Genomic DNA, 25,830 nt, shown 5'->3' on the forward strand with positions numbered 1-25,830 from the left:
AAGCCCCCATTTATTTTTCTTTAGGCCTTCTTCTATTTGGGTCAAGTTTTCTAAAATCCACTAATATATCTATAAGTCCTAAATAAACGAAAACTACAAGGAGCGGAGAAAGAATAGTAAATATTAATATTAAATTAGAAATTAATTTTGACATATTAAACTTGTTTCTTAAATAATATAAAACAAAGGCTGCTCCATTTAATAAAAGCATAACTTGAAGAATACCATAGCCAGCTGTTGTTATAGAACTACCTATAGACATGTTATTTTTAGTAAGCAATACTCCTATTAAAATGAAAATAGCTACTATTGCTGCCATTTTGCTATTAATATAAAAATAATCAAAAGATTTTACTTCTACTATATCATATTTTAATTTTTTTAGTATAACCCTAGTTACATAATAATTTAAACATGCTGACATGAATCCAGTCAAACTTATAATTAATAGAAAGTTTTTTGTTAAGTTATCCGGCTTAGCAAATTCATATATACTATCTAATATAACTGATTGTTCTTTAGTTAATCCCATACCAGCATACATTTGCTTTGTCATATTTACAGATTGTTGCAATTGATTTGACATAAAATCTATAATCCCTTGTTTTCCTGCTAAGTGAACTAATATGACAAAACTTATTGTAATTCCTATAGCAGACATTATAGTTAACATAATTAAGGTTAAACTATTACTTTTTTTATGCTTTATACAATATCCTAACGTTACTCCAACAGTAGCAAGTATAATTAAACATTGAAATGCTTGTATCGGATCACTTAACATAGCTACTATAATTGAACTCACTACTACTGCAGATAATGTAATTTTAAAATTATGTCTTATATAAAGTATTATTACAGGAATTGGCAATATTAATTTTCCAACAACCGACAACACAGGTACATATAAATTAGCAAGCATAATTACTACAATTAAAGTTGATATTAACCCTGCTTCAACTACTGATTTTGTGCTATAACTTCTATTTTGCATATCTTCCTCCATTATTCTCTTTCCTTTAAATGATTATACAACTTAGTTAAATCTTTACCTTCTTTCTCTATTTTATCCTCCTCTATTATTCCTACCTTTAACTTTTTTTTCATGTTCTCATCCACAGCTGTATGTGAATATCCAAGTCGTTCAGATAGTAAGTATAATACTATTATTGCCCCTGAAATACAATCTAATATGGCATTTTGAGCTATATTACTACCTTTAGTAAGTATTTTAAACAAATCACCAATTGTACATAAAAGATCTGCTTTCAATTCTTCTATTACTTTCACATTATACATTATATTAAAATCTTCTTTTCTCATTTACCCCCATCCCCCTTAAAACTATACTTCTATTTTAGTTATTTTTATGCATTTATGCAATAAATCTATACTTATTAAAATTTTATCTAACAAATAGTAATAATTACTTGATATTTTAAATTATGTTAGTACCACTTGTTAGTACTATTTACTTAAGAAACGTTTTCATAAAAATATTTCCTTGTATGCTTTTACCATAATCATATTCTAAAGTATAAGTTTTATAAATAATATTGTCAATTTATAATGTTATATAAATTGACAAAAAATAAAAAGTGAAGAATAAAAAATCCTTCACCTTAAATCCACTATTCTGTTGTGAATGGTAGTAATGCTATGTTTCTTGCTCTCTTTATAGCATCTGTAAGTTGTCTTTGATGTTTTGCACAGTTTCCAGAAATTCTTCTTGGAAGAATTTTACCTCTTTCTGTAACATACTTTCTCAACTTATTTATATCTTTGTAATCTATTGATTCAGCTTTATCCATACAAAAACTGCAAATTTTTCTTTTAGCTCTTCTCATTTTGCCAGAATTTCTTCTGCCGCCATCTCTATTATTTTGCATACTTATCCCTCCTTACCTTTAAAATGGGATATCTCCATCATCTACTGGAGTGATATCCTCTCCATAGGCTTTTTCATTAAAGCCTTGAGTATTTCCAAATTGTTCAGATGAAGTTTCGTTAAATGATGGTGCTGCTGATTTATTTCCACTTCCCCATTCAAGGAATTGTACTTCATCCGCAACAACTTCAGTAACATATCTTCTAGTACCGTCTTTAGCATCATATGTTCTAGTTTGAATTCTACCACAAACTCCCATAAGCTTACCTTTGCTCATATAGTTTGCTGTAGATTCAGCTTGTTTTCCCCATACTACTATAGGGATAAAATCAGCTTCTTTTTGGCCATCTCTAGAAAATTTTCTATCAACGGCTAAAGTAAAGGTGGCAACAGCTGTACCATTTCCTGGAGTAAATTTCAACTCAGGATCTTTGGTTAATCTTCCAATTAAAACAACCTTGTTCATAAAAACACCACCTATTTTTCATTCTTAACTATTATATGTCTTATAACAGTATCTGTAATTCTGAATACTCTATCTAATTCTTTTGGTAATTCAGGATCAGCGCTGAAATTTATTAGAGTGTAATTACCTTCGCCAATCTTGTTTATTTCATAAGCAAGCTTTCTCTTGCCCCAAGCATCAACGTTATCTATTACGCCTCCACCATTTTCTATTACGCCCTTGAACTTTTCAACGTTAGCTTTAACAGCTTCTTCGTCTAATGATGGGTGTAGTATGAATATAGTTTCATATTTTCTCATTAGATTTCACCTCCTCCCCTTGGACTAACGGCTGTGCTTTACACAGCAGGGATCACAATTAAATATTTTATCACTTATTCTTATAAAAATCAAGCTATTTCTCTTCTGGAACATTCTGTTTTATTATTTTTTTTACATCTTTTTCAAATTTACTTCTAGGTATCATAACTATTCTGCTACAGTTACAGCACTTTACCTTTATATCAGCTCCAAGTCTTATTATCTCCCAAGCATTCCCTCCACATGGATGTCCCTTTTTCATTTCTACTATATCACCAAGATAAAAATTTTTTACCATTTTATCACTCCTTAACTACCTTTACTTTTGCATAAGGTATTTTTATATTAGCACTATTTAAAACATCTCTTATTTCTTTTCGAAGTTTCATTTCAGCATCCCATTGAGTCATAGGTTTAGATTTTCCAGCAACTCTTATAGTAATTCTATCTTCTTTTAATGCAGATATACCCAATACTTTTGGTCCTTCCGTAACACATTCATTTTCTGCTTTAAACTTATCACATAAATCCGATATTATCTTTATTGCTCTATCTAAATCTTCATCATGAGATACATCTACATCTACCATAATCCTTATGTTACCTCTTGAATGATTTGTTACTTTGGTTATAAGTCCATTAGGTATTATGTGTAAATCTCCATTGAAATCTCTTATTTTTGTAACTCTGAGTTCCATACTTTCTACTATTCCACCCTTATCATCTACATTAATATAATCCCCAACAGTAAACTGATCCTCAAATAATATAAAAAAACCATTAATAACATCCTTTATAAGACTTTGAGCACCAAAGCCTAAAGCTACTCCTCCTATTCCTGCAAAAGTTAATCCAATTTTATTAAATAAAACTTCTATTATGGCAAAAATACCAAAAAAATATACCGAATATCTAAGTATACTTTTTAAAACAGCACCTACTGTTTTAGCTTTTTTATCATCTAAAGAAAATTTAAAACTTTTTTGTTTAGAAACATATCTATTTATAATTCCATTCCCTATTTTAATAATTAAGTACATAAATACTAAAATAACTATTACTTTAACCATATTTAATCCAAAATTATAAATACTCTGTTTATTTAAATCTCCAATTCTTATTCCATACTTATCCAAATTTAAATTTAGAGTAAAAAGATAAATTAAGTTTTTCATTATTATCACCTATATTTATATATTGTAAGTTTTATACTCAGTTCCATTTTTCTCATAAATATTCTTTATTGCTAATTCACCATTTTCTACTAAGCTTTTTACTTGATTTATAGATTCAGTTTCAATCTTTATGCTTATTCCACAACTTTTGGTAATTAATGTTGGTGTTGGCATTATTTCTACCTTAATATTATTATTTTTTAAAATACTCTCACCACTTATAGCCCCATGTGTATTTTGAAAAGTTATAATGTAATAAATATCCATAAATTCTAATTCATTATTAAAATGAATTTTCCCCCTTTCAAATTAAAGTTTTTATTTTATATACAATCAATTTAGTTTATAATTGTATATAATAGAATGTTATACATTAATATGATAATTTTCCAAACTTATCAAAAATAAGCTATGACTTATACAACATTACATTCTATTATAACAGAAATAATATTTCATAGCGTTACTTATATATGTGAGTTTATAAAAATTTCATTTGCATTAATCTGTATGAGGTATTATTTGTAAATATTGTTTAAATAATACTTATACAATTTATTATTCAATATTTAGAAACATATAAAAAATATATACCTCACCATATATTCTTTTAAAATGGAGTGAATTAAATGGAAGATTTAATAAACAAAATTGACAAAATTGTAAGCTTTTTTATAATATATACTATAATTTTTTTTACATTCTTCAGCACTATAAATTATACTCTACCATTCGTACTAGCTTTAGTATTTGCATTAGTTCTAAAAAGACCTACTAGATATATTATGCAAACATTTAAAATTAAAAGCTCAATAGCATCTTTAATAACCACAATAATATTTTTCACTGTTTTAGTTTTAATTTTATCTTTTGGAATAGGTACGTTTACATCAGAAGCTATTCAATTAGGTAAAAATATTCAATCGTATATTTCAAAAAATTCATCTAATGTATATGATTCCTTAGAACAGCTTCAAAAATATTATAAAAACCTTGATCCTAATATAACTAATGCCGTAGATAAGAACTTTTCTAGTCTCATTACTAAACTTTCCAATATAACTGTATTTATTACTGGTAAAATTGTATCTACCTTAATAGGATTTTTGACATCAATTCCATATATAATTATGGTCATACTTTTTACTTTACTTGCTACATACTTTTTCACTAAAGATATTGTAGACGTTAAAGATAAGGTCTTAAATATTATTCCAGAAAACAAAACAGATAAAATATTTTATATTTATTTAGAAACAAAAAAAATGCTTGTCAATTATATGATATCTTATTTACTTATTATAGGCATAACTTTTTTAGAAACTATTATAGTATTTTTATTTTTCAAAGTAAAATATGCAATTGTTCTAAGTGTATTATGTGCTTTTGTAGATATTTTACCTATTTTAGGTATAGGAACTATATATATTCCTCTTGCTATTATATATATTTTTTTATTCAAAAATTATATAACTGCATTTGGAATTATCATTTCTTATATTTTAGTATCTATAATAAGACAAATAATTGAGCCAAAAATTGTATCATCTTCTTTAGGAATAAATCCAGTAGCAGTTTTAGCAGCTTTATTTGTAGGTCTTAAATTAAATGGAATTTCTGGTATAATTTTTTGTATATTTCTTGTAGTTTTTTATAATATATTTAAAAAAATTAATATAGTTTAAAATAAAAGTTCCTAATATTCATTTATTAGGAACTTTTTATATGTAAAAATAAAAATTTACGTATAAATAACCTTCATATGGTTAAAATTCATAATAACAGGAGGTTTTTTATATGATAAATAAATTAGTATTAGATTCCTCATCACCAAATTCTGTTTTTGAGTTAAGAGATGTTTTAAGCAAAGAAATTTATCCTATAGCTAAATTAGGTAGGCCTATAATTATTCTATGTATAGGTACTGATAGATCCACTGGCGACAGCCTAGGTCCTTTAGTAGGAGATAAATTAAAATTTTTAATTCGAGATAAAGTATTTTTATATGGAAATCTTGAAAATCCTGTTCATGCAAAAAACCTTTCTAATATTATAAAAGAAGTTAATAAAAAATTTGAAAATCCTTTTATAATAGCTATTGATGCATGTTTAGGTAGTATTCAAAACGTTGGAAATATAGTATTAGAATCAAAGCCACTAAAACCTGGCTCTGCTATGAATAAAGATTTGCCTCAAGTTGGAGATTTAAGTATAACAGGAATAGTAAACATATCTGGCGCTATGGAGTTTATGGTTTTACAAAATACAAGGTTATTTACAGTAATGCAAATTGTAGAAGTTATATATAGAGGATTATATCATTCAATACTAAAAACTATTGGTGGTAAAAAATCTACTAAAATTTTTACTAACAAGTTTACACAAAATGCTAATGCTCAATAAAAAATATAAATTTTGAAGGCATCTTAAAATAATCTGTTATATGATCTATTATTTAGTATACATTCTATTTCTTCTATACTTTTACTTCCAGAATCTATTATTAGCATGCCTTCTTCTTTTAGACTATTATGCATATTAGAATTTATTAGTCCACCATTTTTTAAATTGCATATTATAACATCGCATTCTTGATTTTTTATTTCATCTATTACATTGTATCCTCTTTTTTTTAATTGCTGTTTCATATATATAAGTTCTTCTGAAACAAAAATTCTCATAAAAAAACCTCCTTTATAGGTTAATATTTCCCTTAAGGAGGTTTATTATTCATTACTTTAAATTTTATTTAAACAATTTTGCAATACTTGTTTTTCTTCTTCTGATAAATCATATCTTGATATTCCTCTATCAACTGGTTTAGCATATGTAGTACTTTCGTTTCTGCCATATATTCCAGTAATGATAACGCCATCATTATTTTCATCTAATAATGATATTGAAAAGCTTAAATCGCTTCCCACATCTTCAAATGCTCTATATCTTACTACTGATAATTTTTGAACACATCCTTTTACTCTTGAATCTAATGTTTTATATAGTTCTTTTATATCATCTGAATTTTTTTCTACCTTATCTATTTTATCTAGATAACCTGTTACTAATTCTTCTAAATTTTTATTATCTACACCTCTCATAAATTTCCTATATCTGCTTTCCATCCTACTTAATGATTTAAAAGCACAAATTACCATAATAAATAGTATTATTACTATTATAAAAAGTGCACTAATAATATATATTTGAAAATTGTTTATTATTCCTATGATGTTTTGCATTTTGTTTCTCCTTCCATAAATGTTTCACGTGAAACATTAGAGCTGAAAATTTATAGTTTAATTTGTAATTTTTAATATTTCAAGTATTCTTTGAAGATCTTCGCCAGAATAATATTCTATTTCTATTTTACCTTTATTCTTTTTATCGCTTAATTGAACTTTAGTTCTAAATAAATTTTCTAATTTATTTTGTATATCAATATAATATGGATTTAAATCATTTGATTGTTTTTTAGGTAATTCTTTTTTGCTACTTATATTTTTAATAAGTTTTTCTGTTTGTCTTACACTTAAGCCTTCATCTATTATTTCTTGAGCCAATTCATATTGCATATCTTTATTTTCTAAGCTCAGCAAAGCTCTTGCATGCCCTTCTGATATAACACCATCAATTAAATAATCCTTTACTCTATCATCAATATTTAACAATCTCAACAAATTTGTTACAGAAGTTCTTGACTTACCAATCCTATTACTTAATTCTTCTTGGGTTAATTTAAAATCTTCAATTAACCTTTTATAAGCTAACGCTTCTTCTATAGGATTTAAATCTTGTCTCTGTATGTTTTCTATCAAAGAAACTTCCAAAATTTCCTTATCAGATAAATCCATTATTATTGCAGGAACTTCTTTAATACCCGCAATTTTAGCTGCTCTCCACCTTCTTTCCCCTGCTATTATGCTATATGTATCTCCATCAACTTTTAATACTATAGGTTGAATAATGCCATGTTCTTTTATTGACTCTGAAAGTTGGATAATTTTATGTTCATCAAAATTTTTTCTTGGCTGACTTCCATTAGCTTTTATCAAATTTATATTTATTAAATTTACGCTATCATTAGTTTTAGATTCATTTTCACTAATTGGTTGATCTGGTATCAAAGCTCCAAGCCCTTTTCCTAATCCAAACTTTTTATTCAATATAATCTCACTCCTTTTGTCTTTTTAGGAATTCTTTAGTTAAATTTTCATATGCTTCTGCTCCTCTACACTTGTCATCATAAAGCATTATTGGTAAACCAAAGCTTGGTGCTTCAGCCAATCTTATGTTTCTTGGAATAGTTACGTCATAAACCTTATCTTTAAAATATTTTCTCACTTCATTTACAACTTCATTTGACAGTTTAGTTCTACCATCATACATACTCATAATTACTCCTTCAACTTCAATATTCTTGTTGAGGGACCTCTTTACAAGTTGTATGGTGTTTACAAGTTGTCCCACACCTTCTAACGCATAAAATTCACATTGTATTGGTATAAGTACACTGTTAGATAATGTAAGAGCATTAATAGTAAGTAATCCTAAAGATGGAGGACAATCTATAAATATAAAGTCGAACTTTTCATTTAATTTTTTAATTTTCTCCTTTAAGATATTTTCTCTATTAGGCTTATCTATAAGTTCGACTTCTGCTCCAGCTAATTCCATTGTAGATGGTATAATATAAAAATTATCCACTAACTCACACTTTTTCATGACTTCATCTAAACTTACATCAGAAGTTAAAACATCATATATAGATTCATTAATAGTTCTCTTATCAAATCCTAATCCACTAGTAGTATTACCTTGAGGATCAATATCTATGTTTAATACTTTATAACCTTGCATAGCTAGATAAGAACTTAAATTTATAGCTGTAGTAGTTTTTCCAACTCCACCTTTTTGATTAAATATTGATATTATTTTCATTATCGCCACCAACCTTATAATAAAAGCATTAGTAAATTATTATTCGTGATATAAATGCCTTATTTTTAATTATATATTTTTAAATGAAACATTTAAAGTACTTTAACAAAAATTTCACTTTAAGTTTTGAAAAAAAAATTGAGCTATTAAAATAGCTCAAAGAAAAATTAAGTAAAATTTGAATGATTATGGGATTTAATAAATGTTTCACGTGAAACATTTTATTTTTTAGGTATTTTTATAGTAATTTGTATTTCATCTTCTAAATCTTCAGATGAATACTTTGCATTAAGTCCATATCTATCAAATACTTGTTTAACTGTATTTATATATACTCTAGGTGAAAATATTCCTTTTATTTTTTTCTTACTATCTTTTCCTTTATTAGGTTCTAATTTACTTAGCTGTTTTTCTACTAATATTTCTGTACTTTTAACATTTAATGATTTTTTTATTACTGCATTTAAAACAGTTTTTTGAAGTTTTTCTGTAGGCAATTTAAGCAATGCTCTAGCATGTCTTTCTGTTAAATTATTTTCTAAAACAATATTTCTTATTTCAGGTGTTAACCTTAGTAATCTAATTTTATTTGCAATAGTAGACTGTTTCTTTCCTATAGCCTCTGCTAATTTCTCTTGTGTATATGAATGATCCTTTATTAAATTATAATAAGCTTCCGCTTCCTCTAAAAAATTCAAGTTATCTCTTTGTAAATTTTCTAAAAGTGCAATAGCTGCAGATTCCCTGTCACTTATATCTACTATTATAACTGGAACTTTTTCTAATCCAGCTTTTTTAGCTGCTCTCAGTCTTCTTTCACCTGCTACTAATTCATATTTATCTTCACCTATTTTTCTAACTGATAAAGGTTGAATTATGCCATATGTATTAATAGACTGTGCTAACTCATCTAAACTTTCTTCATCAAAATGTTTTCTGGGTTGATATATATTAGGTGAAATTAAATCAACTGGTATATAATTAATATTTTCTTGCATATTTAACCATCCCTCTTGAGTTTTCCTATTATTAACATTTCTTTATCTTTTTATAAAATCCTTCTGTTTTTCATGATTTTTTTCCTACAAATTATTACAATTATTTTAAAGGCTTCTTACTAGCTGTCCCAGCTTTTCTAGGATAAGCCTTTGGTGTTTCTTTTATCTTTTCTATTATAACAAGATTATGATCTAAATCACTATCCTCAATACTTATTTTTATAACATCATCAATTTTTCCACCTAAAATAGATATTGCTCTTTTACCATCTTTAATTTCATCATCTACAGAAGGCCCTTTCATAGCGACAAAATATCCTCCAACTTTGACATATGGAATACACAATTCACTTAACACTGCAAGATTTGCAACAGCTCTTGATACTGCAATATCAACTTGTTCTCTATACTTAGGTTGCCTAGAAAAATCTTCTGCCCTACCATGAATAGTCTCTACATTATTTAATTTAATTTTACTTACTACTTCATTTAAAAAATTCACTCTTTTATTTAAAGAATCTAAAAGTATTAAGTCTAATTCTTGTTTCATAATTTTTATAGGTATTCCTGGAAATCCAGCTCCAGTACCTATATCAATAATATTTTTAGCTTCCTTTAAAGGAGAAAATTTAAAAATTTTTATGCAATCTATAAAATGTTTCTTAAATATTTGTTCATCATCAACTATAGCTGTTAAATTAATTTTTTCATTCCAATCTTTAATCATATCCTTATACTGATTAAATTTATTATAAGTATCTTCATTAAAAGGTAATCCTATATCCTTACATGCCTGACTCATTATATCAAAATATTCCATAAATTATTCTCCATTCTAAAACATTTAATTACTTTCATTTTTACTTCTATATTCCCTTTCAAGGTATATTAAAAGTACTGATATATCTGCAGGAGAAACACCTGAAATTCTTGAAGCTTGACCTATATTCATAGGTTTCACCTTACTCAATTTTTGTACAGCCTCTAATCTTAAACCATTTATATCATTATAATCAATTTTATCTGATATAGTTCTATTTTCAAATTTTTTAAATTGTACTACCTGTTCTAATTGCTTATTAATGTATCCTTCATATTTTGAAATAGTATTAACTTCTTCTTTTATATCATCTGGTAATTCAATTCTATCTTTATCCAAAAGCTCTACTTTAAAGTAATCAAGTTCAGGTCTTTTTATAAGTTCATATAAACTGATAGATTTTTTAAGTTCTGTAGAATTTAATGATGACAAGAATTGAATAACTTCTTTTTTAGGATTAATTTGAACATTTTTCATTCTAACTATTTCTTCTTCTATGGTTTTTTTCCTTTTTAAGAATTTATTATATCTTTCTTCATTAACTAAACCTATATTATGACCTATCTCTGTCAATCTTAAATCTGCATTATCCTGTCTCAAAATCAATCTATATTCTGAACGTGATGTCATCATTCTATATGGTTCTTCTGTACCTTTAGTTACCAAATCATCTATAAGCACACCTATATATGCATCTGATCTTTTCAAAATCAAAGGTTCTTTTCCTTTTATTTTAAGAGAAGCATTTATTCCAGCAATAATTCCTTGTGCTGCAGCCTCCTCATATCCTGAACTTCCATTTACCTGTCCAGCTCCAAAAAGCCCTTCTATACTTTTAAATTCTAATGACAACTTAAGTTGCTGTGGATTTATACAATCATATTCTATTGCATAAGCTGTTCTTAAAATTTCAACATTTTCAAGCCCTTCTATTGTTTTATACATAGCAAGCTGTACTTCTTCTGGCAATGAGCTGGAAGCACCTCCTACATATAATTCTTCTGTATTCTCTCCTTCTGGTTCTATAAATATTTGATGCTTTTCTTTATCAGGAAATCGCATAACTTTATCTTCTATAGAAGGACAATATCTAGGTCCTACTGATTTTATAGTTCCATTATATAATGGTGATCTATGTATATTATCTCTTATAACTTTAAGTGTATCATCTGTAGTATATGTTAAATAACAAGATACTTGATCTCTATCAATATTATCACTCATAAATGAAAAAGGAATTATTTTTTTATCACCTTTTTGTTCTATCATTTTTGAAATATCAACACTTCTTCTATTTACTCTTGCAGGTGTACCTGTTTTAAACCTTCTAAGCTCTATTCCTAAATCTATAAGTTTTTGTGATAATTCATTAGCTGGAAAAAGTCCACTTGGTCCTCCACTATAACTAACTTCTCCTATTATAATTTTTCCTCTTAAATAAGTTCCTGTAGTAAGTATAACAGCTTTTGTTTTAAAATAAGCTCCATTTTTAGTCAATACACCACAAACTTTATTATTTTCTACTTTTATGTCTACAACTTCAATTTGTCTCAAATAAAGATTTTCTTCCTTTTCTATAACATGTTTCATTCTTTCAGAGTATCTCTTTTTATCAGCTTGAGCTCTTAAAGAATGGACAGCAGGTCCCTTAGATGTATTAAGCATTCTTGACTGAATAAATGTTTGATCTATATTCACACCCATTTCTCCACCTAATGCATCTATTTCTCTTACCAAGTGTCCTTTAGCTGTACCTCCTATATTAGGATTACATGGCATAAATCCAACACTATCCAAATTCATAGTACACATTAAAGTTTTACAACCCATTCTAGCTGAAGCTAGGCCTGCTTCACAACCCGCATGACCTGCTCCAATTACAACTACATCATATTCTCCAGCAAAATATTCCATACAATTTTTCCTACTTTCCTAAACAAAATTCTGAAAATATTTTATTTATTATATCTTCTTCTAATGTATCTCCAGTTATCTCTCCTAATCTCATCCAAGCATTTCTTATATCTATAGAAGCTAAATCTATAGCTGATGTATTTCTTAATGCATCTAAAGCTTGATCACAACTTTCTTTTGCTCTTATTAATGCCTCTTTATGTCTTGAATTTGTTATGAGTATATCTTTTGATGTAACTTCTCCTTTAAAAAACAATTCTCTTATGCATTCTTTAAGTTTATCTAATCCTTCACCCGTTTTAGCAGAAGTTTCTACTATATAATTGTAATTAAGATTTTTTATATCCTCTTTATTTATTTTACCACCTAAATCACTTTTATTTAACAAAATTATATATTTTTTATCTTCTATATAATCTATAATTTCCTTATCTTCATTATCTAATTCTCTACTTAAGTCTAACATTAATATAATTAAATCAGCCTCATTTATCTTTTCTTTAGATTTTTCAACTCCTATTTTCTCTACAAAATCACTTGTCTCTCTAATTCCTGCAGTATCTACAATTTTTACAGGTACACCATCTATATTTATGTATTCTTCTATTACATCTCTTGTAGTTCCAGGTATTTCTGTAACTATAGCCCTTTTTTCTTTTAAAAGAGAGTTCAAAAGTGAAGACTTCCCTACATTTGGCTTTCCTACAATAACAGTGTTAAGGCCTTCTCTAATTATTTTTCCTTCTTCAGCAGTTTTTAATATGTTATCCATACCTTCAACTACATCTTTTAACTGTATTGTAACTTTATCTGCAGTTACCTCTTCCAAGTCATCTTCTGGATAATCTACTGTGGCCTCTATATGAGCAACAATTTCCAAAAGCTTGTTTCTTATTGAACTTATTTCTTCTGAAACTTTTCCTTTAGATTGAGCTACAGCTGATTTCATTGAAAGTTCAGTTTTAGCCCTAATTATATCTATAACCGCTTCTGCCTGACTTAAATCGATTCTTCCATTTAAGAATGCTCTTTTTGTAAATTCACCTGGTTCTGCTATCCTAGCTCCATTTTTAACTACTTCTTCTAGTATTCTTTTTGTTGCTACTACACCACCATGACAATTTATTTCAACTGTATCCTCAGCCGTAAAACTTCTAGGTGCTTTCATGTAACTTAGCAAAACTTCATCTAAAGTATCCCCAGTATCTTTTTCTATAATAAACCCATACCTAATAGTATAGGGTTTTATATCATCTAATTTCTTTTCATTTACTCCTCTAAACAAAGCACTTGTTATCTTTAATGCTTTATCTCCAGAAACTCTTATGATGGATATACCACCTTCTCCTAAAACAGTACTTATTGCTGCTATAGTATCAAATTCTTTCATTACCTCACTCCTTATTAAAACTTACTATTTATAAAGCAAAAAGAAAGCCATTAGGCTTTCTTTAAATCCACTACAACTCTTCTATGAGGCTCTTCTCCTTCACTATATGTATCTACTAAAATATCATCTTGAAGCGCAGAATGAATTATTCTTCTTTCGTAAGGATTCATTGGCTCTAATTTTACAGATCTTCCAGTTTTCCTAACTTTATCTGCTATTCTTCTTGCAAGTCTTTTTAAAGTTTCTTCTCTTTTTAATCTATAATTTTCAGTATCCAAAATTACTCTTTTGTATTCACCTTCATGTCCTTTATTAACAACAAGGCTTATAAGATATTGTAATGAATCTAAAGTCTCACCCCTATACCCTATAAGTATACCCATATCTGGACCAGTTAAAGATACTTTTATTAAATTACCTTCTTCTTTTGTCTTTATTTCAGCTTTAACTTTCATATAATTTAGTATATCTCTTAGAAAAGTCTTAGCTTCATATATATAGTCTCTCTTAACCGTTACTTTTATTTTCGCAGGTCTTGAACCTATATTAAAAAAACCTTTTTTACCTGAGTCCAAAACCTCTACTTCAACTTTATCCTCTGTAACATTTAAATCATTTAAAGCAACTTTCAAAGCTTCTTCAACAGTTCTTCCTGTCATTTCTATAACCTTCATATACAGGTCACCCCCTAGGCTTTAATATTGCCTTTGTTTTTATCAACTTTCTTCATTACTAATGTTTGTGCTATCTGAATTAAATTGTTTACTACCCAATATAATACTAAAGCTGATTTTAAACTCCAGCTAATAAATACCATAAATATAGACATACCTACATTCATTGTAGTTGATTGCTTAGCTTGAGCGCTATCTCCTGACATCATCATCAAAGATCCAGAAAAATATGTAGTTAAACCAGATAAAACAGCAAGAATAACATCTCTTTTTGCCAAATCATTTATCCATAAAAAATGAACTCCATCTATGCCATGCAAATTATTAAATACATAATAAAGTGCTATGAATATAGGCCATTGAATAAGCATTGGTAAACATCCACTGAGCGGACTAGCTCCTTTTTCTTTATAAAGCTTCATCATTTCCTGCTGTGCTCTTTGTGGATCATTTTTGTATTTTTCTTGTATTTTTTTTGTTTCTGGTTGCAATTCACTCATAACTAATGAAGATTTAGTTTGTTTTATATTTAGAGGAAGCAATATAATTCTAATTATAAGTGTAACTAAAATAATTGCTATACCATAAGAAACATTCTTACTAGGTATTACTCCTGCTACTCCATGATGTACTAATTCAAAAAATTGAACAAATGCATTATTTAAATACTGCAAAATATAAACCTCCTGACGATTTATTTAACTGGATCATATCCACCTTTATTAAAAGGGTTACACCTTAATATTCTTTTTATAGCCAAAAATCCACCTTTTAATACACCATACTTTTCTAAAGCATCCAAAGCATATTGTGAACATGTAGGATAAAACCTACAACAAGGCCTCTTTAAAGGAGATATATACTTTCTATATGATTTAATAAAAAAAATTAAAAATTCTTTCATTAATTATACAGCCCTGCCCTTTTTAAAAGATTTCTAATAGCATAACTTATTTCATTATAACTCTTTTCACTAGCAGCACTTCTTGCTATAAAAACCAAATCATATCCTGTTACTAATTCACTATTATTTAATCTATAGCTTTCCTTAATTAATCGTTTAACTCTATTTCTGGTAACGCTTTTACCTACTTTTTTACTTACTGATATGCCTATTCTATTTACATTTTTTTTGTTTTTATACAAATATAACACTAATAAATGATTAGAAAAAGATTTTCCTCGTCTATATATAAACCTAAACTCTGAATTTTTTCTTACTTTTTGGTTTTTCATTTATCTTGCTCCTTTTTTTCTGCAATTGCAGAAAAAGGCCACAAAAGCGGCCCTTATGCTGTTAATCTTTTTCTACCTTTTAATCTTCTTCTCTTAAGAACGTTTCTTCCTGATGAAGTACTCATTCTTTTTCTGAAGCCATGCTCTTTTTTTCTTTGTTTCTTTTTTGGTTGATAAGTCATGAACATTCTAACTACACCCCCTTTTAAGTAAGTTATATGACCCTCTAAAACTCACTTTAAGCCTATGAGGATTACTTGCTTAAGTTAATTATCAACTCATTACCATGTTTAAAGTTTCACTATTAAATTATATATTCATGAAGTTACAATGTCAACATAAATTCTGTAAGTAAAAAAAGAAATAAAAACTAGCCTGTGACATTTTTTATTTCTTTTTTGTGGATAACTTCTTGAATAGGTTGTCAGGTTTTGATATTATTAATAGAGAGTTGTGTATAACTTGTTTTTTTTAAAAGTTATGCACACCTGTGTATAAAATTGTGCATAACTTGTTTCTAAAAATATGAAAAGTACTTATGCTTTTCATATTTTTAACTAACTGCTTAATATTATTCATTGTTTATAATCTTAATATTTATTTTTTACTCATGTTGATAACTTTTTAAAATGTAATACTATAAACATTTTTGTTAACATGTGAATATTTTTATAAACATTTGTCAAAAAACTATAATAGTGTTTATAATTATGTTCATATATTGTTAATTTTATTTTTTATTTAAGACTGGAGGATACAAAATGAATGCCCATCTAAAAGAAATATGGGAAAAAACATTAAACATAATAAAAGGTGAACTCACTGAAGTAAGTTTTAATACTTGGATAAAAAGTATTATCCCGTTATCTATTAACGATAATATCTTACATTTAAGTGTTCCTAATGATTTCACTCGAGGAATACTTAATACTAGATATAAGGACTTGATAGTAAACGCATTAAAGCTTATTACATCAAAAAAGTATAATGTTGAATTTTCAATAGCTTCTGAAGAAGTTCAAACTTCAGAGGAACCAAAAACAAAATTAAAAGATGCTAAATCACATATAAATGTTAATGACGAAATGTCAACTATGCTAAACCCAAAATATACTTTTGATTCTTTTGTAATAGGTAATAGTAACAGGTTTGCTCATGCTGCATCTTTAGCTGTAGCAGAATCACCAGCTAAAGCTTATAACCCTCTTTTTATTTATGGTGGCGTTGGTCTTGGAAAAACCCATTTAATGCATGCTATAGGTCATTATATATTAGAAAATAATCCAAGTTCCAAAGTTGTTTATGTATCATCAGAAAAATTTACAAATGAACTTATAAATTCAATTAAAGATGATAAAAATGTAGATTTTAGAAACAAATATAGAAATATTGATGTTCTTTTAATAGATGATATTCAATTTATAGCAGGTAAGGAAAGAACTCAAGAAGAATTTTTTCATACATTTAATGCTCTACATGATGCCACTAAACAAATAATTCTTTCAAGTGACCGACCTCCAAAAGAAATTCCTACACTTGAAGATAGACTTCGTTCTAGATTTGAATGGGGACTTATTGCAGATATACAAGCTCCTGATTTTGAAACTAGAATGGCTATCCTTAAGAAAAAGGCTGATGTAGAAAATCTAAATATACCAAATGAAGTTATGGTATATATAGCTACAAAAATAAAATCTAACATAAGGGAATTAGAAGGAGCTCTTATTCGAATAGTAGCTTTTTCTTCTCTAACTAATAAAGAAATTAGTGTAGATTTAGCTGCTGAAGCTCTAAAGGACATTATATCCAGTAAACAATCTAAGCAAGTTACTATAGATTTGATACAAGATGTGGTTGCTAATTATTATAATCTCAAAGTAGATGATTTTAAATCAGCAAGAAGAACTCGAAATGTTGCTTTTCCTCGACAAATTGCCATGTACTTATCTCGAAAACTTACAGATATGTCTCTACCTAAAATTGGTGAAGAATTTGGTGGAAGAGATCATACTACAGTAATACATGCTTATGAAAAAATATCTGGAAATTTAAAAGTTGATGAAAGTCTTCAAAACGCGGTTAGCGACCTTACTAAGAGAATAAATCAAAAATAATTGTAAACAACTGTTTATAATTATTTAATAATATCTTGTGGATAACAAAACAATATTATTTTTGTTCTAATTATGTGGATAAAGTCAAATGTTATGTATTTACTTATCCACAATTATTTTTTCTTAATTTTTCAGTTATATAAACGGTTATATGGGTTATCCACATAATCACAGCCCCTACTACTATTACTACTAAATATATATAATTATCTAATCTATAATATATTAAAAATATATTGTGTATAAGGAGGACTTATATTATGAAATTTACATGTCAAAAATCAATATTACAAGAAGGAATATCTACAGTACAAAAAGCTATAACAGGAAAATCGACTCTTCCTATTTTAAATGGAATACATATAAAAACTAATCAAAATGAATTGATTTTAACAGGATCCGATATAGATTTAAGCATAGAAACTAAAATAAAATCAGATATAATTGAAGAAGGAAGTATAGTTATAGATGCAAAAATATTTGGAGAAATAATAAGAAAATTGGATAATGACACTATACATATAGATACTATAGACAATAATTCTATAGAGATTGTATGTAATAAATCTAGATTTACTCTTATTCACATGAATTCGGAAGATTTTCCTGAACTTCCAAATATAAATGAAAATATGATATTTAGTATACCTCAAAACATATTAAAAAATATGATAAGAGGTACCATATTTGCTACAGCACAAGATGAAACTAGACCTATACTCACAGGTATACTATTTGAAATAAAAGATAAAAATTTAAATTTAGTAGCTCTTGATGGATACAGGCTTGCACTAAAATCTGAAAATTTAGATACAGATAACATAATAAATGCAGTAATTCCAGGAAAAACTTTAAGTGAAGTATCTAAAATATTAGAAGAAAATGAGGAAAGTGTAAACATAACATTTACACCAAACCATATTCTATTTAGCATTGGAGAAACTAAAATTATATCAAGACTTTTAGAAGGTGAATTTATAAAGTATAATTCAATAATTCCAGAAGAATATAATTTAAAAATTATTGCTAAGAGAATAGTATTACTCAATTCTATAGAAAGAGCATCACTTATGGGTAAGGATGGCAATACAAATCTTATAAAGTTTGATATAGAAGATGAAAACATGGTAATAACTTCTAATTCTCAATTAGGAATGGTAAGGGAAGAACTTAATATAATTTTGCAAGGTGAACCTCTTCAAATTGCATTTAATTCTAAATATCTTATTGATGTTCTAAAAATAATGGAAGAAGATGAAGTAGTAATAGAACTATCAAGTAGTGTAAGTCCTTGCATAATAAAAAATAAAAATACTAATAATTGCACATATCTTGTATTACCTGTTAGATTAGTAAATAATTAAATTTAAAGTGAGGAAATTAATTTATGAAAGAAATAGAAATAAATACTGATATTATAAAATTAGACTCTTTTTTAAAATGGTGTGGAGCTGTATCTTTAGGTTCTGAAGCTAAAATGTTTATACAAGATGGTTTAATTAAAGTAAATAATGAAATTGAAGTAAGAAGAGGAAAGAAGCTTACAAAGGGAGATATTGTAGAGTTTGATGGAGAAACTTATAAAATAATATAATTTACATTAATACATAAATTGATTTATAATTATTATTTGGCAATGTTTTAATGTTAATTGTGCATTAATCATAGTATGGTATAATTATGTTAGGTGTTTTTTGTATGTATATAAAATATTTGCAACTCATTAATTTTAGAAACTATAAAGAATTAAATATAGAACTAAATAAAAATATAAATGTTTTTATTGGTAATAATGCTCAAGGAAAAACTAATATTTTAGAGAGCATATACTATTGCAGCATTGGAAAATCTCCAAGAACAAATAAGGATAAAGAACTTATAAATTGGAATGGTAAAGAAGCTTACATAAATTTGTATGTTTCAAAGGATAGAATAGATAAAAAGATAGAAATAAAAATTTTTAAAGAAGGTAAAAAGGGTGTAAATGTAAACTCTATTAAAGTAAATAAGATATCTGATCTTATGGGAATTTTTAATGTAGTTATGTTTTCACCCGAAGATTTAAAAATAGTTAAAGAATCTCCATCACATAGACGAAAGTTTTTAGACATAGAATTGTGCAAATTAAGTAAAAAGTATTATTTCAATCTGGTTCAATACAATAAGGTTTTAAATGAAAGAAATGTAGTTTTAAGAAAATGGGATAAGAAAAATTTAGATATGTTACAAGTATATGACGAACAACTCTCTAAATATGGGGCATATATAGTTAAAACTAGGAATCATTATGTAAAAAAACTCACAGAAAAGGGCATAATAATACATAAAAATATAACTTCAGGTTCTGAAAATATAGAATTCAACTATATAACAAGTGTAAAAAGTATTGATAATTCAGAAGAAGAAATTCTAAATTTATTAAAAAATAGTAGATTAAAAGATTTTGAAAAGAGAATTACATCTTTTGGACCTCATAGAGATGATTTTAGTATAAAAATAAATGGAGTAGATACTAGAAGTTATGGTTCACAAGGACAGCAAAGAACTTCAGTCTTAACTATTAAATTTGCTTCTTTAGAAATAATAAAAGAAACTATTGGTGAATATCCAGTTCTTTTATTAGATGACGTTTTATCTGAACTCGATTCTAATAGACAAAAATATATATTAAATTCTATTAGTGATATACAGACATTTATAACATGTACTGGAATTGAAGATATAAAAAACAATTTAAAAAAAGATTCTCAATTATTTATAGTTGAAAAAGGTTTTGTTAATAGAATTTGAAAGGAGATTGTTTTATGTTTTTACACTTAGGTGAAAATATAGTGGTTCCAATAAAAGATATAATTGGTATATTTGATGTGGAAAATTCAATGTATAGTTCTGATACCATTCAGTTTTTGAGAATGGCTGAGGAAGATGGCTTTGTTCAAAGGATTACTAAGGATAAACCCAAGTCCTTTATCATAGCTGAAGTTGATAAAAAAAGTAAAATTTATTTATCACCTATTTCTTCATCTACTTTAACTAAAAGATCAGAAACTTTATATTATGAGCCTTAGAATAGGAGGATAGGTATGTCAGAACAAAAAAAACAAGTTTACGATGAAAATCAAATACAGGTATTAGAAGGACTGGAAGCAGTAAGAAAAAGACCAGGAATGTATATAGGAAGTACAAGTGCTAGAGGGCTTCATCATTTAGTTTATGAAATAGTTGATAATAGTATAGATGAGGCTTTAGCTGGTTTTTGCAAAAATATAGAAGTTTTTATACATAAAGACAATTCAATTACTGTTGTTGATGATGGTAGAGGAATGCCAGTCGGTATGCATCCAAAAATGAAAAAGCCTACTGTAGAGGTAATAATGACAGTTTTACATGCAGGTGGAAAGTTTGGTGGCGGTGGATACAAGGTTTCTGGAGGACTTCATGGTGTAGGAGCTTCTGTTGTAAATGCACTTTCAGAATTATGTGAAGTTGAAGTTAAAAGAGAAGGGCATATATGGAAGCAGATATTTGAAAGAGGTAAGGTTAAAACAGGTCTTGAAGTAGTAGGTGATAGTGAAGGACATGGTACTAAGATTCACTTTAAGCCAGATGCTGAAATCTTTGATGAAGTAGATTATGATTATGATACATTAGCTCAAAGATTAAGAGAATTAGCATTTTTAAATAAAAATATAAGAATCAATCTAAGTGATGAAAGAATAGATAAACTAGAAGTTTTCCATTATGAAGGTGGAATAAAGTCTTTTGTATCTTATCTAAATAGAAATAAGCAGATAGTTAATAAAGAGCCAATATATGTTGAAGGAAATAAACAAGATTGTTCTGTTGAAATTTCCATTCAATATAATGATGGATACACAGAAAATATATTTTCTTTTGCGAACAATATAGATACAGTAGAAGGTGGAACGCATTTAGCTGGGTTCAAATCTGCATTAACAAGAGCTTTTAATGATTATGCAAAAAAATTTGGAATTTTAAAAGAAAATGATAAAAATTTATCTGGAGAAGATATAAGAGAAGGCCTTACAGCAGTTATATCAGTAAAGCTTATTGATCCTCAATTTGAAGGCCAAACAAAAACAAAGCTTGGTAATAGTGAAGTTAGAGGAATAGTTGATGGTATAGTAGGTGAGGGAGTAAGTTCTTTTCTTCAAGAAAATCCACAAATAGCAAAATCAATACTTGACAAGTCATTAATGGCATCACGTGCTAGAGAAGCAGCTAGAAAGGCTAGAGAATTAACTAGACGTAAATCAATACTTGAAAATACATCTTTACCAGGTAAACTTGCAGATTGTTCATCTAAGGATCCTAAAGAATGTGAAATATACTTAGTCGAAGGTGATTCTGCGGGAGGTTCTGCAAAACAAGGAAGAAACAGAAAATTTCAAGCTATATTACCTCTTCGTGGCAAAATAATGAATGTTGAAAAGCAAAGGTTAGATAAAATTTTAGGCTATGAAGAAATAAGGGCAATGATAACAGCTTTTGGTGGAGGAATAGGTAAAGATTTTGATGTTGAAAAAATAAGATATGATAGAATAATTATAATGACAGATGCTGATGTAGATGGTGCACATATAAGAACATTGCTACTCACATTCTTCTATAGATACATGAAAGAACTAGTAGATCAAGGACATGTATATATAGCTCAACCACCACTTTACAAGATTTCAAAAGGTAAAAAGGAATATTATGCTTATACTGATAAGGAATTGGAAAAGTTGCTTGAAGATATGGGTGGAAAAGATAACAATACTAATATCCAAAGATATAAAGGTCTTGGAGAAATGGATGCCACACAACTTTGGGATACTACTATGAATCCAGACGAAAGGGTCTTACTTCAAGTAACAGTAGAGGATGCTATGGCAGCTGATGAAATTTTTACTATACTTATGGGTGATAAGGTAGAGCCTCGTAGAGAGTTCATACAAGAAAATGCCAAAAAGGTTATAAACCTAGACATATAATAAAGAGGTGTAATTGATGTTTAATGAAGGAAAGATTTTACCAGTAGACATAAGCAATGAAATGAAAAAATGCTATATAGATTATGCTATGAGTGTTATTGTAGGCCGTGCTTTACCAGATGTACGTGATGGTTTAAAACCTGTGCATAGGAGAATTCTTTATTCTATGCATGAATTAGGGTTAACACCTGATAAAGGATATAGAAAGTGTGCAAGAATAGTTGGAGATGTTTTAGGTAAATATCATCCACACGGTGATACGGCTGTTTATGATGCTTTAGTTAGATTAGCTCAGGATTTTTCTATTAGGTATACATTAGTAAATGGACATGGAAATTTTGGTTCTGTAGATGGAGATAGTGCAGCTGCTATGAGATATACAGAAGCTAAAATGAATAAAATAACTCTTGAAATGTTGAGAGATATAAATAAAAATACAGTAGATTTTATTCCCAATTTTGATGGTGAAGAGCAGGAACCAACAGTAATACCAGCAAGATTCCCTAATTTGCTTGTTAATGGATCTGCAGGAATAGCTGTAGGTATGGCAACTAATATTCCTCCACATAACTTGACAGAAGTTATAAATGGTGTATCAATGCTTATAGATAATCCTGAAGTAACAATAATGGAATTAATGACTGAAATAAAAGGACCTGATTTTCCTACTGCAGGTATAATACTTGGAAAGTTAGGAATAAGAGATGCATATGAAACTGGAAGAGGAAAAGTTATTGTAAGAGCTAAAACTGACATTGAAGAGGAAAAAGGACGACATAGAATAATTGTAACTGAAATACCTTATCAAGTAAATAAAGCTAAGCTTATAGAAAGTATAGCTGACTTAGTTAAGGATAAAAAAATAGAAGGTATTTCAGATATCAGAGATGAATCAGACAGAGAAGGTATGAGAATTGTAATAGAATTAAAAAGAGATGCCAACCCTAATGTAGTTTTAAATCAACTTTTTAAACATACTAAGATGCAGGATACTTTTGGTATTATAATGATTGCGCTTGTAAATAATAAACCAGAAGTGCTGAATTTGAAACAAATTCTTGTACATTATTTAGAATTTCAGAAAGAAGTAATAAGAAGAAGAACTAAATTTGATTTAGATAAAGCTTTAGCTAGAGCACATATTTTAGAAGGATTGAGAATAGCACTTGATCATATAGATGAAGTTATAAATCTTATTAGATCTTCAAAAAATGGTGAAGAAGCTAAAAATGGTCTTATGAATAGTTTCAATCTTTCTGAAAAACAGTCACAAGCTATATTAGATATGAGACTTCAAAGGCTTACAGGATTAGAAAGAGAAAAAATAGAAAATGAATATAAAGAATTAGAAAACACTATATCATATTTAAGAGATGTATTAGCAAAAGAAGAATTAGTTTTAAAAATAATAAAAGAAGAGCTTACAGAAATAAAAAATAAATATGGTGATGATAGAAGAACTGAAATACAAAAAAATGATAATGAGATAAGTATAGAAGACTTAATACAAGAGCAAGAAGTAGTTGTAACACTAACACATGCTGGATATATAAAGAGAATAGCAGCAGATACATATTCTGCTCAAAAAAGAGGCGGAAAAGGAATACAAGCAATGACTACCAAGGAAGATGATTTTGTAGAACATATGTTTGTTACATCAACACACAATAATATATTATTCTTTACAAATAGGGGTAAAGTTTATAAGTTAAAAGGATATGAATTACCAGATGCAGGTAGAACAGCTAAAGGAGTAAATTTAATAAACTTATTACCTATTGAAACTAATGAAAAAATACAGGCTGTTATAACATTTAAAGAATTTGATAAAACTAACTATTTTATAATGGGAACAAGACAAGGAATAATTAAAAAGACTCAAGTTAGCCAATACTCATCTATAAGAAAAAATGGATTAAATGCAATAAATTTAAGAGAAGATGATGAACTTATAGGTGTTAGAATGACTACAGGAGAAAGTCAAGTGCTTGTATTTACTAAGAATGGTTATGCTATAAGATTCAATGAAAGAGATGTAAGACCTATGGGAAGAACTGCCACAGGTGTTAAAGCTATAACATTAAGAAAAGAAGATATAGTAGTTGCTATGGATATAGTATGTGAAGGTCAGGATGTTTTAGTCATAAGTGAAAATGGCTTTGGAAAGAGGACTCCTGTATCTGAGTACACTCCTCATAGAAGAGGTGGAAAAGGCATGATAACATATAAAATAACAGAAAAGACAGGTGCTATAGTTGGAGCTAGAGTGGTAAAAGATGAAGATGAAATGATGCTTGTAAATAGCAGCAATGTAGCTATAAGATTAAATGTATCAGGTATATCAACAACTAGTAGAAATGCAATGGGTGTTACTTTAATGAGAACAGATGATGAACAAAAGGTAGTTGCTATTGCTAAAATTAACTATGACGAAAATGTAGAAAAAATTGATGAAGAAAAAGATGTTAAAGTTTCAGAAAACGAATAAAATATTAAAACAGATGAGAGGTATTACTACCTCTCATCTGTTTTAACTTTATAATTAACAGTATTTTGTTTATATTATTAAGAAAACTAAACCAGGTGTGTCTTTATAAGAAAAAGATCGAAATTTCAAGATATAAGTAGAAAAATTATTATATTTAAATATAATAGGTATAAATTAACGATAAAAACAAATTAAATTTGATAAAATAACACATGTCGCTGATAAGTACAGCAACTTAAATTAATTAATGTTTGAGAGACAGAAATTCACATGATATACTTTAAAAGTTGTGTGATTGATGAAAAAGGATTTAAAAAAAGTTCTTGACAAAATAAATCAAACATGATAAGATATAAAAGTCGTCAGGGTACGACAAGATCCTTGAAAATTAAACAGAGTGAAAGTAAGATATAAATCTTATTTTAAATAAGCC

30 protein-coding genes are annotated in these 25,830 nt (G+C 27.7%); 9 read left to right on the forward strand and 21 right to left on the reverse strand.

The features are described 5' to 3' along the window. Window positions 1–10 precede the first annotated feature (10 nt). The 8 genes from EG57_RS0217590 to EG57_RS0217625 all read right to left on the reverse strand — a co-directional run bounded on the left by EG57_RS0217590 (window position 11) and on the right by EG57_RS0217625 (window position 4,095). A complete protein-coding gene (locus tag EG57_RS0217590) occupies window positions 11–994 on the reverse strand; it encodes a YybS family protein (protein ID WP_032078484.1) in 984 nt (327 codons plus the stop codon). An 11-nt stretch (window positions 995–1,005) separates the two neighbouring features. Beyond that, the gene (locus EG57_RS0217595) at window positions 1,006–1,323 is read right to left on the reverse strand and encodes a MazG-like family protein (protein ID WP_032078457.1); all 318 of its coding nucleotides are present in this window, start codon (window positions 1,321–1,323) and stop codon (window positions 1,006–1,008) included. Between the two features lie 308 nt (window positions 1,324–1,631). Continuing rightward, window positions 1,632–1,889 (reverse strand): 30S ribosomal protein S18, encoded by a 258-nt coding sequence (gene rpsR / locus EG57_RS0217600; protein ID WP_007063410.1) that lies wholly within the window; start codon window positions 1,887–1,889, stop codon window positions 1,632–1,634. Between the two features lie 18 nt (window positions 1,890–1,907). Continuing rightward, complete coding sequence (locus tag EG57_RS0217605; RefSeq protein ID WP_032078458.1) at window positions 1,908–2,354, reverse strand: single-stranded DNA-binding protein; 447 nt, start codon at window positions 2,352–2,354, stop codon at window positions 1,908–1,910. An 11-nt stretch (window positions 2,355–2,365) separates the two neighbouring features. Continuing rightward, window positions 2,366–2,653: a 30S ribosomal protein S6 gene (gene rpsF / locus EG57_RS0217610; RefSeq protein ID WP_029161054.1), complete on the reverse strand. Its 288-nt coding sequence runs from the start codon at window positions 2,651–2,653 to the stop codon at window positions 2,366–2,368. Window positions 2,654–2,747: 94 nt separating this feature from the next. After that, entirely contained in the window at window positions 2,748–2,951 is a 204-nt protein-coding gene (locus EG57_RS0217615) for a DUF951 domain-containing protein (protein ID WP_007063407.1), read from the reverse strand. A gap of 4 nt (window positions 2,952–2,955) precedes the next feature. Then, window positions 2,956–3,828 (reverse strand): mechanosensitive ion channel family protein, encoded by an 873-nt coding sequence (locus tag EG57_RS0217620; protein ID WP_032078459.1) that lies wholly within the window; start codon window positions 3,826–3,828, stop codon window positions 2,956–2,958. Between the two features lie 15 nt (window positions 3,829–3,843). Further along, the gene (locus tag EG57_RS0217625) at window positions 3,844–4,095 is read right to left on the reverse strand and encodes a putative Se/S carrier protein (RefSeq protein WP_032078460.1); all 252 of its coding nucleotides are present in this window, start codon (window positions 4,093–4,095) and stop codon (window positions 3,844–3,846) included. 362 nt (window positions 4,096–4,457) lie between these two features. Between EG57_RS0217625 and ytvI the strand changes: the two genes are divergently transcribed. Beyond that, complete coding sequence (ytvI, locus tag EG57_RS0217630; RefSeq protein WP_032078461.1) at window positions 4,458–5,513, forward strand: sporulation integral membrane protein YtvI; 1,056 nt, start codon at window positions 4,458–4,460, stop codon at window positions 5,511–5,513. 112 nt (window positions 5,514–5,625) lie between these two features. Then, window positions 5,626–6,231, forward strand: coding sequence for a spore protease YyaC (gene yyaC / locus EG57_RS0217635; protein ID WP_032078462.1), 606 nt, complete (start codon window positions 5,626–5,628; stop codon window positions 6,229–6,231). Window positions 6,232–6,254: 23 nt separating this feature from the next. On the opposite strand, the gene EG57_RS0217640 is transcribed toward yyaC, so the two are convergent. From EG57_RS0217640 to rpmH, 13 genes are all read right to left on the reverse strand, one after another. After that, window positions 6,255–6,509, reverse strand: coding sequence for a YkuS family protein (locus EG57_RS0217640; protein ID WP_032078463.1), 255 nt, complete (start codon window positions 6,507–6,509; stop codon window positions 6,255–6,257). A 57-nt stretch (window positions 6,510–6,566) separates the two neighbouring features. After that, entirely contained in the window at window positions 6,567–7,067 is a 501-nt protein-coding gene (locus EG57_RS0217645; protein ID WP_032078464.1) for a DUF4446 family protein, read from the reverse strand. A 57-nt stretch (window positions 7,068–7,124) separates the two neighbouring features. Next, window positions 7,125–7,991 carry a ParB/RepB/Spo0J family partition protein gene (locus EG57_RS0217650; RefSeq protein ID WP_032078465.1) on the reverse strand — a complete coding sequence of 289 codons (867 nt, stop codon included), beginning with the start codon at window positions 7,989–7,991 and terminating at the stop codon, window positions 7,125–7,127. 7 nt (window positions 7,992–7,998) lie between these two features. Beyond that, complete coding sequence (locus EG57_RS0217655; protein ID WP_032078466.1) at window positions 7,999–8,766, reverse strand: ParA family protein; 768 nt, start codon at window positions 8,764–8,766, stop codon at window positions 7,999–8,001. Between the two features lie 221 nt (window positions 8,767–8,987). Next, window positions 8,988–9,764, reverse strand: coding sequence for a nucleoid occlusion protein (gene noc, locus EG57_RS0217660; RefSeq protein ID WP_032078467.1), 777 nt, complete (start codon window positions 9,762–9,764; stop codon window positions 8,988–8,990). Window positions 9,765–9,864: 100 nt separating this feature from the next. Beyond that, complete coding sequence (gene rsmG / locus EG57_RS0217665) at window positions 9,865–10,584, reverse strand: 16S rRNA (guanine(527)-N(7))-methyltransferase RsmG (RefSeq protein ID WP_032078468.1); 720 nt, start codon at window positions 10,582–10,584, stop codon at window positions 9,865–9,867. 24 nt (window positions 10,585–10,608) lie between these two features. Next, the gene (mnmG, locus tag EG57_RS0217670) at window positions 10,609–12,498 is read right to left on the reverse strand and encodes a tRNA uridine-5-carboxymethylaminomethyl(34) synthesis enzyme MnmG (protein WP_032078469.1); all 1,890 of its coding nucleotides are present in this window, start codon (window positions 12,496–12,498) and stop codon (window positions 10,609–10,611) included. A gap of 10 nt (window positions 12,499–12,508) precedes the next feature. Beyond that, window positions 12,509–13,888 carry a tRNA uridine-5-carboxymethylaminomethyl(34) synthesis GTPase MnmE gene (gene mnmE / locus EG57_RS0217675; protein ID WP_032078470.1) on the reverse strand — a complete coding sequence of 460 codons (1,380 nt, stop codon included), beginning with the start codon at window positions 13,886–13,888 and terminating at the stop codon, window positions 12,509–12,511. A 50-nt stretch (window positions 13,889–13,938) separates the two neighbouring features. Further along, window positions 13,939–14,562 carry an RNA-binding cell elongation regulator Jag/EloR gene (jag, locus tag EG57_RS0217680; protein WP_032078471.1) on the reverse strand — a complete coding sequence of 208 codons (624 nt, stop codon included), beginning with the start codon at window positions 14,560–14,562 and terminating at the stop codon, window positions 13,939–13,941. A gap of 14 nt (window positions 14,563–14,576) precedes the next feature. Continuing rightward, a complete protein-coding gene (locus EG57_RS0217685) occupies window positions 14,577–15,236 on the reverse strand; it encodes a membrane protein insertase YidC (RefSeq protein WP_032078472.1) in 660 nt (219 codons plus the stop codon). A 20-nt stretch (window positions 15,237–15,256) separates the two neighbouring features. Further along, the gene (gene yidD, locus EG57_RS0217690; protein WP_007063338.1) at window positions 15,257–15,466 is read right to left on the reverse strand and encodes a membrane protein insertion efficiency factor YidD; all 210 of its coding nucleotides are present in this window, start codon (window positions 15,464–15,466) and stop codon (window positions 15,257–15,259) included. After that, entirely contained in the window at window positions 15,466–15,798 is a 333-nt protein-coding gene (gene rnpA / locus EG57_RS0217695) for a ribonuclease P protein component (RefSeq protein ID WP_032078473.1), read from the reverse strand. Before rnpA ends, yidD begins: the two co-directional genes overlap by 1 nt. 53 nt (window positions 15,799–15,851) lie before the next feature. After that, window positions 15,852–15,986, reverse strand: coding sequence for a 50S ribosomal protein L34 (rpmH, locus tag EG57_RS0217700; RefSeq protein WP_029161070.1), 135 nt, complete (start codon window positions 15,984–15,986; stop codon window positions 15,852–15,854). A 573-nt stretch (window positions 15,987–16,559) separates the two neighbouring features. Between rpmH and dnaA the strand changes: the two genes are divergently transcribed. The 7 genes from dnaA to gyrA all read left to right on the forward strand — a co-directional run bounded on the left by dnaA (window position 16,560) and on the right by gyrA (window position 25,397). Then, window positions 16,560–17,912 carry a chromosomal replication initiator protein DnaA gene (dnaA, locus tag EG57_RS0217705; RefSeq protein WP_032078474.1) on the forward strand — a complete coding sequence of 451 codons (1,353 nt, stop codon included), beginning with the start codon at window positions 16,560–16,562 and terminating at the stop codon, window positions 17,910–17,912. Window positions 17,913–18,172: 260 nt separating this feature from the next. Beyond that, window positions 18,173–19,276 carry a DNA polymerase III subunit beta gene (dnaN, locus tag EG57_RS0217710; protein ID WP_032078475.1) on the forward strand — a complete coding sequence of 368 codons (1,104 nt, stop codon included), beginning with the start codon at window positions 18,173–18,175 and terminating at the stop codon, window positions 19,274–19,276. Between the two features lie 23 nt (window positions 19,277–19,299). Then, entirely contained in the window at window positions 19,300–19,506 is a 207-nt protein-coding gene (yaaA, locus tag EG57_RS0217715; protein WP_032078476.1) for a S4 domain-containing protein YaaA, read from the forward strand. A 104-nt stretch (window positions 19,507–19,610) separates the two neighbouring features. Beyond that, window positions 19,611–20,702, forward strand: coding sequence for a DNA replication/repair protein RecF (gene recF / locus EG57_RS0217720; protein WP_032078477.1), 1,092 nt, complete (start codon window positions 19,611–19,613; stop codon window positions 20,700–20,702). Window positions 20,703–20,716: 14 nt separating this feature from the next. After that, window positions 20,717–20,980 carry an extracellular matrix regulator RemB gene (remB, locus tag EG57_RS0217725; protein WP_007063331.1) on the forward strand — a complete coding sequence of 88 codons (264 nt, stop codon included), beginning with the start codon at window positions 20,717–20,719 and terminating at the stop codon, window positions 20,978–20,980. A gap of 15 nt (window positions 20,981–20,995) precedes the next feature. Beyond that, window positions 20,996–22,909, forward strand: a complete 1,914-nt coding sequence (gene gyrB, locus EG57_RS0217730; protein WP_032078478.1) for a DNA topoisomerase (ATP-hydrolyzing) subunit B — start codon at window positions 20,996–20,998, stop codon at window positions 22,907–22,909. Window positions 22,910–22,925: 16 nt separating this feature from the next. Next, complete coding sequence (gene gyrA / locus EG57_RS0217735) at window positions 22,926–25,397, forward strand: DNA gyrase subunit A (protein ID WP_032078479.1); 2,472 nt, start codon at window positions 22,926–22,928, stop codon at window positions 25,395–25,397. Window positions 25,398–25,830: the final 433 nt, after the last annotated feature.

Source organism: Clostridium drakei (assembly GCF_000633595.2).
In the GTDB taxonomy this organism is placed as follows: domain Bacteria; phylum Bacillota; class Clostridia; order Clostridiales; family Clostridiaceae; genus Clostridium_AM; species Clostridium_AM drakei.